Consider the following 12,535-nt stretch of genomic DNA (forward strand, 5'->3'; position numbering starts at 1 on the left):
CCCCCCTCCCTAACCCTCCCCCCCAAGGGGGGAGGGAACAAAGCCAAGACCCGCGCGGTTCACGTCTGGTCTTTCGTCGCCAAGTGTCCTCGACTGACGGTCTGTTAGTGCTTCTCGTGGACGCTGCCGTCCGCGTGGACGTGGAACCCGGCCGGGACGCTGCTCGACTGCGTCTTCAACATCCGGTTCAGTTGCGCCGCCGCGGCCTGGGCCACGTAGATGCCCGGCGGGACGCTGCCGTCGTTCGCGACCACCACCACGTCGCGGGTGCGGTCCACCACCTGCACCGGCTTGCGGTCGAACGTGTCGCCGTTCTGCCGGAACACGTAGGCGTCCGCCCCGTCCCGCGCGACGGCCGCCGCGGGCAGCACGAACACGTCCGGGATCGCCTCGACCCGCACGTTCAGCCGCACCCGCTGCCCGGGCCGGAACCGCCACAGTAGTTGCGTGCGGCCGTCGCGCTCGACCGTGCGGGACTGGTTCTCCAGCGGCAGCAGGAACCGGAACGTCCGCGAGTCCGGGTCGATGGTGTTCGCGATGTACGTGATCGGGAACGTCTTCTCGACGGCCGGCCAGTCGCGGGCGTCGGCCTCGTCGAAGTCCACCTCGACCGGCCACCCCTCCTTCACGGCGCGTTCGAGCAACGGCGACTCGTCGCGGAACGCCCGGCCCTCGATCGAGAGCAGTTGGTGGTTCGAGAGCAGGCAGAGCGTCTGCCCGGCCTGCACCTGCTGGCCGAGTTCGACCTTCACGTCCTGAATCTCGAACGGCGTTGCCGCCTTCGCCATCGGCGCGGGAATCACCAGCTCGGACACGAACGTGCCCTGGGTGACGGCGTCGATCTGCGCCGCCGCGAGGCCGCGGGTGAGCAACTCCTGGCGGTACGCCTTGATCGCGACCGTCAGCCGCGTGATCTGGTTGTCCACCTCGATGACCCGCGCCTCGGCCACGCCGCCGCCGGCGGACGCGAGCCGCTTCTTCTGCTCCTCCGCGAGCTTCACGTCCTGCGTCGCCTTGAACAGCTCCGTCTGCGTCAGGTGGAGCGTCTCGCTGAGCAGCTTGATCGTGACGAGCGGCTCGCCGGGCTTCACGGTTTCCCCGGCGACGCGGTGGAACCGGCTGACGATGCCGGTGGCCGGGGCGACGATGCCGCGGTCGCCGAAGCCGGGCCGGTCGATGACGATGCCGGGCACGGAGATCGTCTTCCAGTGCGTCGTCGGCACGAGCGGCTTCGCCGTGAGCCGGAGGTTCTTCCGGGCCTGCTCGGAGAGAATGACTTTCTCCGCCGGCGATTCGTGGTCGTGGTCGTCGTCCTCGTGGGCCTCCGGCTCGGTCGGGAAGAGGTACGGCTGCCACCGGTCGCGGGTGACGTACCCGGCCCCGGCGAGGCCGCCGAGGACGACGAGCGTGAGCACGGGCTTCAGGACGCGGGTGAGTTTCACGGCTGCTTCCTCGCGGCGGGCCACTGGTCGTCGAGCGTCAGGCCGGCGAGTTCGGCGGCGGCCTGCCACACCTCGCCGAGCGAGCGGACGTATTCGAGCCGGGCCTCGGCCACGGCCCGTTGCGCTTGCAGGACGCGGAGGTACTCGAACTCCTTCCCCTGGTACGCCTTCCGGGTCAGGTCCAAACTCCGCTCGGCCTTCGGGAGGATCGCGGCCTTGTACTTCTCGGCGCGGGCGCGGGCGGCGGCGTAGGTCGCGAACGCCCTCGCCACCCGGCCGGACAGGTCGAGCTGCACGCGGCCGACCTCGTTCTGCGCCTCGCCGAGTTCGGCGCGGGCGGCGGCGACGTTCCCCTGGTTCTTGTTCCACACGGGAACCGGGACGCTCGCGCCGAACGTCCAGTCGTGGGACCTGTTCTGGTTCTGGCGGACGTACCCGGTGGTGAGCGTGACGTTCGGGATCGGCTCGACCTCCGCGCGGCGGACGGCCAGCTTCGCCCGCTCGACGCCGACCTGCGCCGCCTGCGCGTCCGGGTGGACGGCCCGGACGTAGGCTTGCAGGTGGTCCAGGTCGTACCCCGGCAGCGGCGCTTCCAGGTCGCCGGCGATCGCGGCCGCGGCGAGGTCCGGCGACCCGGCGGCGGCCGCGAGCCGCGCCGCGGCGGCGGGCAGCGCCCGTTCCGTGGCGTCCCGTTCGGCCCGATACCGCTCGCGGTCCACTTCCAACTGCACCACGTCCAGTTCGCTCGCCTCCTTCGCCTTCAACAGCCGCTCGGCGTTCGACACGGACTGGTCCGCGAGGGCGATCAGCTCCGCCAGCACGTCGGCCCGGCGGCGGAGGGCGACGACCTCCCAGTACGCCTGGCGCACGTCCGTCAGCAGGCGGAACCGCTCGCTCACGACGGCGAGCGTGGCCCGATCGACCTCGCGGTCGGCGACGGCCTTCGCCAGCCCGAGCTTGTTCGCGGTGACGATCTCCTGCGTCAGTTGCGGGGCGGTCCAGATGCCGCCCGGCCCCTGCACGTCGCCGAGTTCATCGCCGACGACGCTGACGACCGGGTTCGGGTACAGCCCGGCCTGCACGGCCCGGCCGCGGGCGGCGGCGACGGCCCAGGCCACCTGTGCCAGCCGCGGGTGGCGGTCGAGCGTGAGCGCCGTCAGCTCCGGCAGGCCGAGCGTCGCGGGCACGGGTTCGGCGTGGCTCGCCTGCTGAATCGCGGGCGCGGCCACCGGCGGCGGGGCCGTCGTCGGGACCGGCGCGGGGCGCGAGGTCGCGCAGCCGGCGAGGCCGAGCGCGGCGAGAACGAGGGAACGGGGAAGCATCCGAACCTCCGCGGGGACGCGGCGTGGGCGAGCGACAATGGGACGACGGGCGCGCGGGGGTGCGGCTAGATTTGCAGCGACGAGTGGAGGACGTAGAGCGGCCGCGACCCGTCGGGGGCGGCGGCGGCCGCGGCACGCGGGGCGGTCGCGGGTCGGAGTTGAATCGGCGGCGTGCGGGCGGGATCGACCGCGGCCACGGGTCCCTTCGACGGCTTCCCGTTGGCGGCGACGTTGTCCGGCAGGTACAGGGCGTGGGCGTCGTGGTCCGGCGCGGTCGGGCAGCTCAGCGCCGACGGCGGCGGGGCCGGCGGGGTCGCGTGGCGGTGGTGATGGTGGTGGCCGTGGTGGTGATGGTGGCCCGCGAGGTCGTCGAGGTGGACGTGCGGCCGGCCGTCGTGGTCGGCGGGCGTCCGCTCGCACCCGTGGCAGTGCGGGGCGGCGGTCAGCTGTACGAGCAGCAGACACGCGACCAGCACAGAGTTCACGGCGCGGCGGAGCATGACGAAGTTATCGGATTTCCCGATTGGCGAGTTTAGGGGATTTCGTCCGACGAAGACGGCGGCCCAAACCCATTGTAGGCGAGCGGGCACAACTTGTAGGGCAGGTCACGGTTTGGCGAACGGCACGGCGTAAGCGTGCCGGTGGGGCACCCCACCGGCACGCTTACGCCGTGCCGTTCGCCTCACTCGTCACGATCCGCGTCAGTCCCCCGCGCCGACGAACACGCCGCCGAGGAACGTCTCCTCGAACGAGAAGAACGATTCGAGAATCTCGTTCGTGAACGGCTTCCAGATGCGGTGCGCCGGGCCGCCGCCGGGGCCGGGGCCGGTCAGCACGTCGGTCCGGCCGTCGCCGTCGTAGTCGAACGCCGCCACCCGGACGCCGCCGCGGAACGACGGCTCGTAGGCGAAGAACTCGGCCACCGTGTTCCCGGTCGCCACGTCCAGCGCCTTGACGTGCGGGCCGCCGCCGGGGCCGGCCGCGACGATGATCTCGGACCGGCCGTCCCCCTCCACGTCGCCGGCCGCCAGGAAGATGCCGCCGGTGAACGCCGCCGTGTACGCCAGCGAGTCGTACAGCACCTTGTTGTTCTTCACGTCGATCGCCTTGACCCGCGCCGACACGCCGGGGCCGGACCCGGCGACGATGTCCGCGAACCCGTCGCCGTTCAGGTCGTTCACCCCGATCCGGACGCCGTTGCGGAGCGCCGGGTCGAACACGAAGTCGTCGAAGATCGGCTGGAACGTCCGGCCGCTGGTCACCTTCACCCGCGGGCCGCCGCCCTTGTCCGGGGCGGTGACGATGTCGTCGAACCCGTCCCCGTCCACGTCGCCGACGGCCAGGAACATGCCGCCGCGGTACGTCTCCTCGTACACGAAGAAGTCAGCCACGTTCTCGAACGTCTGGCTGTCGATCACCCGGACCCGCGGGCCGCCGCCCTTGCCGGTCGCGGTGACGATGTCCGCCGACCCGTCGCCGCGGACGTCGCCGACGGCCACCCGGACGCCGCCGCGGTACGTCTCCTCGTAGGCGAAGAAGTCGGTCACCCGCGTCTGCGTCTTCGCGTCGAAGATCGCCACCCGCGGGCCGCCGCGGGCGTCCGCCGCGATGACGAAGATTTCCGCGTTCTGCACCCGGATCGTCGCCGCCCGCGTCGTCGAGCCGCCGTCCTCGTCCGACACGGTCAGGGACACTTGGTGCTTGCCGGTCGTCGGGGCGGTGTACTCCAGGTTCTGCGTCGCGGTCTGGAACACGAGCTGCCCGGCCGGGTCGAACACCTTCCACGAGTACGTCAGCTTGTCGAGCACGCCGGGGTCGCTCACGTCGCTGGTGACGACGAACCGCACGTCCTTCGTCACCTTCTGCGGCGTCATGATCGTGACCGTCGGGGCCACGTTCTGCACGACCGTCGCCGTCGGCTCGACGGTGAACAGCCCGGCGTCGTCCGCGACCGTGACCGTCAGTGGGTAGCCGCCCGGGCCGCTGTTCTGGGCGTAGGTGTGCGTCAGGAAGTTGCCGCCGACGTTCCGCGTGCTGAAGAACGTGACGCCGGGCAGGAGCGTGAACACGGCCGGGGCCGACCCATCGCCCCAATCGACCGTGACGGTGTGCGGGTCGAACAGGCCGGGGTCGGTGAACGACCCGGACAGCTCGATCGTCTGCCCCTCCAGCACCGGCGTCGGGGACAGCGAGTAGATCAGGTTCGTCGGCGCGACGTTGACCGCCTCGACGGTGAACGACTGGGTGACGGCCGCCCCGTCCTTGTCCGCGAGCGTCACCGTGACCGGGTACGTGCCGTTCTTCGCGAACGTGTGGAGTTCGCCGAACTTGCCGAGCGCCGGCTGGTCCGGGCCGCCGACCTGGAACAGCGACGCCTTGCCGCCGCTCGTCGTGCCGTCGCCCCAGTTGACCGAGTACGTGAACGTCTCGCCGACGCCGAAGCCGGGGTCGGAGAACGTGGCGAGCGTCGGCAGCGAGAGCTGCGCTCCTTCCGCGACCGTCACGACGGCCGGGACGGCGAGCGTGAGCGTCGGGGCGACGTTGCCGACCTGAATCTGGAACGTGGCTTCCGACGTGCCGCCGTTGCTGTCGGAGAGGACGACGCGCACCGGGTAGAGGCCGTTGTCGCCGTAGGCGTGCGATTCGCCGAACCCGCCCTTCGTGAGGACGCCGATGGCCCCGAGCTTCGTCACCGGGGCCGCGCCGGTCGAGACCGCGCCGTCGCCCCACTCGACCCGGTACGAGTAGGTTTCGCTCAGGCTGAAGCCGGGGTCGGTGAACGTGCCGAGCGTCGGCAGGCTGACCGTCGTGCCTTCCGTGGTGACGAGGTTGCCGGTCCCCAGCGTGAGCGTCGGGGCCACGTTCGTGACCGTGATCGGGAACGCCCGCTCGTCGAACCCGCCGTTGTCGTCGGTGGCGCGGACGACGACGGTGAACGTGCCGACGCGGTCGTAGGTGTGGCCGCCGCCGAACGCGGCGAGCGTCGGGACGCCGGCGGACCCGGCCTGCGTAATGCTCGCCGTGCCGGTCGTGACGGCCGTGCCGTCGCCCCAGTTGATCGTGAACGTGAAGGCTTCGAGCGACGCCCCGTTCGGGTTGGCCGCGTTGTCGAACCCGGCGTCGCTCAGCGTGCCGACGGTCGCCAGGTTGAACGTCTGCCCCTCGGCGAACGTTTGCGGGGCGACGACGGCCAGCACCGGGGCGGCGTTCGCCACGGTCACGGTGAACGTCCGGGTCGTGGCCCCGCCGTCGTCGTCCGTCACGGTGACGGTCACGGTGTACGTGCCGTCGTCCGCGTAGACGTGGTTGGCCGCGACCGTGCCGAGCGTCGCGCTGCCGGGGAACCCGGCCTGGGTGAGCGTCGCCGTGCCGGCCTCGTTCGCCGACCCGTCGCCCCAGTTGACCACGTACGTGAACGTCTCGGCCGTGGCCGGCGTGCCGCCGGCGTTGTTGAAGCCGGGGTCGGAGAACGTCGCGACCGGGGCGAGGTTCAGCACCGAGCCTTCGACGACCGCCTGCGCCGCCGCGACGTTCAACGTCGGGGCGACGTTCGTGACGGTGACGGCGAAGCTGACGGTGTTCGACAGCCCGGTGTCGTCGTCCCGGACGACGGCGGTGACGGTGTACGTCCCGTTGTCCGCGTAGGTGTGGCTACCGCCGAACGACCCGGCGCTCGCCGTCCCCGGCGACCCGGTCGCGAAGTTCGCCACCGACTTCGTCTCCGACGACCCGTCGCCCCAGTTGATCGTGTAGGTGAACGATTCGACGGACGCCCCGTTCGGGTTCGCCGGGTTGTCGAAGCCGGGGTCGGCGAACGTCGCGAGGACCGGCAGGGCGAGCAGGCTGCCTTCCGGCAGCGTCGTGTCGGTCGCGACCTTCGTGAGCGTCGGCGCGGCGTTCGTGACGGCGACGGCGAAGCTGCGGGACACGGCCGCCCCGTCGTCGTCGGTGACGGTGACGGTGACGGTGTACGTCCCGTTGTCCGCGTAGACGTGGCTCGCGCTCTGGAACGCCTGCGTCAGCACGCCGGCCGACCCCTGAGTGACGTTCGCGGCCGGGCCGCTGTCGTTCGCGGACCCGTCGCCCCAGTTGATGGAGTAGGTGAACGCCTCCTTCGACCCGCCCGGCTGCTGGTTCGGGTTGGCCGCGTTGGTGAACCCGGCGTCCGTCCACGTCGCGATCTTGGCGAAGTTGAGGGCCGCCCCTTCCGCGATCGTCTGATCCCCCGCGACCGTCACGACCGGGGCCGTGTTGTTCACCAGCACCTGGAAGGACTTCGTCGTCGCGCCGCCGTTGTCGTCGGTGATGGTGACGGACACGGTGTACGTCCCGTCGTCCGCGTAGGCGTGGCTGCCGTCGAGGGAACCCGTCGTGAGGACGCCGACGCCGCCGTTCGTGACGTTCGCGACCGGCCCGGTTTCGACGGCCGTGCCGTCGCCCCAGTTGATCGCGTAGGTGAACGTCTCGACCGTCGCCCCGTTCGGGTTCGCCGGGTTGTTGAACCCCGGATCGGTGAACGTCACGATGTTCGGGACCGTGAGCAGCGAACCTTCGGCGACGGCCTTGTTGCCGACGATGGCGACCGTGGGGGCGACGTTGTTCACCGTGACTTGCAGCGTCTTGGTGGTGGCCCCGCCGTTATCGTCGGTGATGCTGACGGACACGGTGTAGACGCCGTCGTCCGCGTACGTGTGGCCGCCGTCGAGGAACCCGGTGGTGGCCACGCCGACGCCGCCGGTCGTGACGCCCGCGACCGGCCCGGTCTGGACCGTGCCGTCGCCCCAGTTGATCGTGTACGTGAAGCTCTCGACCGACGCCCCGTTCGGGTTCAGCGGGTTGTCGAAGCCGGGGTCGGTGAACGTCACGATGCTCGGGATGACGAGCGACCCGCCCTCGGTGACGGTCTTGTTGCCCGCGACGGCGACGGTCGGGGCGACGTTGTTCACGGTCACCGTGAACGACTTCGCGGTGACGCCGGCGTTGTCGTCCGCGATCGTGACGGTGACGGTGTACACGCCGTCGTCGGCGTAGGTGTGGCTGCCGTTCAGGAACCCGGCCGTGGGCACGCCGACGCCGCCGTTCGTGACGTTCGGGACCGTGCCGGTTTCGAGCGACGTGCCGTCGCCCCAGTTGATCGTGTACGTGAAGGATTCGACCGACGCCCCGTTCGGGTTGGCCGGGTTGTTGAACCCCGGATCGGTGAACGTCACGATGTTCGGCACGCTCAGCAGCCCGCCCTCGGTCGTGGTCTTGTTCGCGACGATGCCGACGGTCGGGGCGACGTTGTTGACCGTGACCTGGAAGGACTTCGTGGTCGCGCCGCCGTTGTCGTCGGTGATGGTGACGGACACGGTGTACACGCCGTCGTCCGCGTACGTGTGGGCCGCGTCGAGGAACCCGCTCGTCGGCACGCCGACGCCGCCGACGGTGACGTTCGGCACGCTGCCGGTGTCCGGGTTCGTGCCGTCGCCCCAGTTGACGCTGTAGGTGAACGTCTCGACCGTCGCGCCGAGCGGGTTCGCCGGGTTGTCGAAGCCGGGGTCCGTGAACGTGACGACGCTCGGGACGGTCAGCTGCGTGCCCTCGGCCACCGCCTTGTTGCCGACGATGGCGACCGTGGGGGCGACGTTGTTGACGGTGACTTGCAGGGTCTTCGTGGTCGCGCCGCCGTTGTCGTCGGTGATGGTGACGGACACGGTGTACACGCCGTCGTCCGCGTAGGTGTGCGCCCCGTCGAGGAACCCGCTCGTCGGCACGCCGACGCTACCGGGGGTGACGTTCGGCACGCTACCCGTCTCGACGGCTGTGCCGTCGCCCCAGTTGATCGAGTACGTGAACGTCTCGACCGACGCCCCGTTCGGGTTCGCCGGGTTGTCGAAGCCGGGGTCGGTGAACGTCACCAGGCTCGGGACGTTGAGGTACCCGCCCTCGGTGATCGTCTTGTCGGCCGCGATCGCGACCGTCGGGGCGACGTTGTTGACCGTCACCTGGAACGTCTTGCTCGTCGCGCCGCCGTTGTCGTCGGTGATCGTCACCGTCACGGTGTACGTGCCGTCGTCCGCGTAGGTGTGGCTGCCGTCGAGCGCGCCGGTCGTGAGGACGCCGACGCCCCCGTTCACGACGTTCGTGACCGGCCCCGCGTCCGCGGCCGTGCCGTCGCCCCAGTTGATGGAGTAGGTGAAAGATTCGACGGACGCCCCGTTCGGGTTCGCCGGGTTGTTGAAGCCGGGGTCGGTGAACGTCACGACGTTCGGGATGCTCAGGACCGCGCCTTCCGTCACCGCCTTGTTTCCGACGATGCTGACGGCCGGGGCGACGTTGTTCACCGTCACCTGGAACGTTTTCGTCGTGGCCCCGCTGTTGTCGTCGGTGATCGTCACGGACACGGTGTACAGCCCGTCGTCGGCGTAGGTGTGGCTGCCGTTCAGGAAGCCGGTCGTCAGCACGCCGACGCCGCCGTTCACGACGTTCCCGGCCGGGACGGCCCCGGCGTCCGGGTTCGTGCCGTCGCCCCAGTTGATCGAGAACGTGAAGCTCTCGACCGTCGCCCCGTTCGGGTCGAGCGGGTTGTTGAAGCCGGGGTCGGTGAACGTGACGACGTTCGGGATGTTGAGGACGGCCCCCTCGTTGACCGTCTTGTTGGTCGTGGCCGCGACGGTCGGGGCGACGTTGTCCACGGTCACCTGGAACGTCTGCGCCGTGGTCCCGCCGTTGTCGTCGGTGATCGTCACCGTGACGGCGTACGTCCCGTTGTCCGCGTAGGTGTGGGCGACGTTCTGCACGAGGCCGGTCGTCGAGACGCCGACGCCGCCGTTCGTGACGTTCGTGACCGCGCCGCCGTCGTTCGCCGTGCCGTCGCCCCAGTTGATGCTGTAGGTGAAGCTCTCGACGCTCGCCCCGTTCGGGTTCGCCGGGTTGTTGAACCCCGGATCGGCGAACGACACGATCGTCGGGATGGTCAGCTGCGTCCCCTCATCGACCGTCTGCGGCCCGGCGATGCCGGTGATCGTCGGGGCGACGTTGTTGACCGTCACCGTGAAGCTCTTGCTCGTCGCGCCGCCGTTGTCGTCGGTGATCGTGACTGTCACCGTGTACGTGCCGTCGTCGGCGAACGTGTGGGACACGTCGTTGACGGCCCCGGTCGTCGGCGTGCCGGCGCTGCCCTGCAACACGGCCGTGACCGGCCCCGCGTCCGCGGCCGTGCCGTCGCCCCAGTTGATCGAGTACGTGAACGTCTCGACGCTCGCACCGTTCGGGTTCGCCGGGTTGTTGAACCCCGGATCGAAGAACGTCGCGATGTTCGGCAGCGACAGCTTGTTCCCCTCGGCCACCGTCTGGTTGCCGATGACCGCGACCGTCGGGGCGACGTTGCCGACCGTCACCTGGAACTGCTGCGACACCGTGCCGCCGTTGTCGTCGGTGATGGAGAACGTGACGGTGTACAGCCCGTCGTCCGCGAAGACGTGCGAGACGTTCTCGACCGCCCCGGTCGTCAGCACGCCGGCGCTGCCCTGGGTGACGTTCAGCACCGCGCCGGTGTCGGCCGACGTGCCGTCGCCCCAGTTGATCGAGTACGTGAAGGTTTCCTTGCTGCCGCCGGCCTGGAGCGGGTTGCTCGGGTTCGTGAACCCGTAGTCGGTGAACGTCGCCAGGGTCGGGATCGACAGCACGGCCCCCTCGTTCACCGCCCGGTTCGTCGCCGGGGACGTGATCGCCGGGTTGTCGTTGTTGACTTGAATGTTGAACGTCTTCGCCGTCGAGACGCCGCCGTCGTCGTCCGTCACGGTCACGGTCACGGTGTACGTGCCGTCGTCGGCGTAGATGTGGCTCGCGCCGAACTTCCCGGCCGTCGCCGTGCCGGCGCTGCCGGCCTGGGTGATCGTCGGCGACCCGACGGTGCTCGTCGTGCCGTCGCCCCAGTTGACCGTGTACGTGAACGTCTCGACCGTCGCGCCGCTCGGGTTCGCCGGGTTGTTGAACGCCGGGTCGGTGAACGTCGCGAGGTCGTTGATCGTGATCGTTTTGCCTTCGGACACCGTCTGCGTGGTCGCGAGGGCCGCGTCCAGCGTGACGGTCGGGGCGACGTTGTTGACCGTCACCAGGAACGACTTCGTCACCACCGGCCCCACGTCGTCCAGCACGGAGACGGTGACGGTGTACGTGCCGTTGTCCGCGTAGGTGTGCGTGCCGCCGATGGTGCCGTTCGTGGCCGGGTTCGGCGTCGTGACGGTCGTGCCGTCGCCCCAGTTGATCGACCAGGACGCGATCTCGTTCGCCGCCAGGCCGGGGTCGGTGTACGTCGCGATCGTCGGCAGCGCGAGGGCCGTCCCTTCCGCCACCGTCGGCGACCCGACGCCGCCGTCGAGCGTGACCGTCGGCAGCACGTTGTTCACGGTGATCGTCAGCGAAGACGACCCGGTCGCGGCGTCCTTGTCTCGGACGTACACGGTGACGGTGTACGTCCCCTGGTCCGCGTAGGTGTGGTTCAGGTCGAACGTCGTGCCGGTGAGCGTGAGCAGCTGCTTGCCGGCCCCGTCGCCGTAGTCCACCTCCGCGACGAACGGGCCGTCCAGCGTGCCGGGGTCGGCGAACGACCCGGTCCGGGTGAACGTGTCCCCCTCGTTGATCGTCTTGTCCGCCCCGACCGTCACCGTCGGCGTGACGTTGTTGACTTGAATTTGCGCCGTCTTCACCGACGACTCGCCCTGGCTGTCCGTGAACGTCGCGGTGATCGTGTACTTGCCGGTCGGCTGCCCGGTCGGGTTGTCGAGGTACTTGTGCGAGACGTTACTGAACGAGTAGACGCCCTTCGCCGGGGTGAGGACGGTGTCCGGGCTGCCGTCGCCCCAGTTGAGGGTGATCGTGTGCGTGTCGATCACGTCCGGGTCGGTGAAGCTGCCGCCGAGAAGGATCGAATCGTTCTCGTTAATCAGCATCGAGGACGGGGTGAGGGCCAGGTTCTCCGGGGCCGTGTTGTCCCACGTCAGGGTGATGCTCTTGTTGCTCGCGACGTTCGCGTTGAGCGCGTTGTGCGAGACCTGGGTGAACAGCTCGGCCGGCTGCGAGGGGCCGGGGTTCTTCTCCTTCACGCCGACGGTCGCGGCCTTGCCGTCCGCGCTGTTCGCGTTGCCGGTGTCGGTGTCGAGGTAGTTGAACTTGATGTCGCCGGGGGTGATGCCGGAGTTCAGCGAGAGGATGGCCTGGAACGTGATGTCGTCCGTGCCGATGTCGTCCTCCATCCGGTCCCACTGGACGATGAGCCGGTTGCCGGCCTCCAGCTTCGCGATCACGCCCTTCGACTGGAAGCTCGTCGTGCTGAACCACTGGTCCCACAGGGGTGCGATAGCCGCCTGACCGAGGCTGAGCGTCGTGCCGAGGTTCGCGTTCCCGGCGAGGTTGTTCGCCGTGCCGAACGTGAGCAGCCCGTTGTAGGACACGTGGACCGTGTCGTACTCCGTGCCGTAGAAGTTGAACCGGTCGGCCCCGAGGCTGATCGCGGCCGTCGGGTTCGACTGGCTGGGGGCGATGGCGACCGTCGCGCCGCTCGCCAGGTTGCCGGCCGCGTCCGTCAGGTCGAGCGTCGTGTCGGCGACGCCGCCGGCGAACGCGTAGGCCGGCACGTCCCGGTACTCCAGGCGTTCGAGCGACAGCGGCAGGCGGTGGTAGCGGGACTTCGCGGGCGTGGACCGGCCGAGGGGCCGAGGGCGATTCCGGGGCATCGAGGCGCGCTCCGACGTATGCGTGGAAGAGGGTGTGGCGGTTCTGCGAACG

4 protein-coding genes are annotated in these 12,535 nt (G+C 69.9%); all 4 read right to left on the reverse strand.

The window, feature by feature from the left end; all coding sequences use genetic code 11:
- Positions 1–104 precede the first annotated feature (104 nt).
- The gene (locus tag AC5JJ2_RS17985; RefSeq protein ID WP_495859404.1) at positions 105–1,442 is read right to left on the reverse strand and encodes an efflux RND transporter periplasmic adaptor subunit; all 1,338 of its coding nucleotides are present in this window, start codon (positions 1,440–1,442) and stop codon (positions 105–107) included.
- Positions 1,439–2,764, reverse strand: coding sequence for a TolC family protein (locus AC5JJ2_RS17990; protein ID WP_495859405.1), 1,326 nt, complete (start codon positions 2,762–2,764; stop codon positions 1,439–1,441). The genes AC5JJ2_RS17985 and AC5JJ2_RS17990 overlap by 4 nt, the downstream gene beginning before the upstream one ends.
- 65 nt (positions 2,765–2,829) lie before the next feature.
- On the reverse strand, positions 2,830–3,264 hold the full coding sequence (locus AC5JJ2_RS17995; RefSeq protein ID WP_495859406.1) for a hypothetical protein: 435 nt from the start codon (positions 3,262–3,264) through the stop codon (positions 2,830–2,832).
- A gap of 201 nt (positions 3,265–3,465) precedes the next feature.
- Positions 3,466–12,483, reverse strand: coding sequence for a beta strand repeat-containing protein (locus AC5JJ2_RS18000; RefSeq protein ID WP_495859407.1), 9,018 nt, complete (start codon positions 12,481–12,483; stop codon positions 3,466–3,468).
- Between the last annotated feature and the right edge of the window lie 52 nt (positions 12,484–12,535).

It is taken from the genome of Limnoglobus sp., assembly GCF_059499385.1.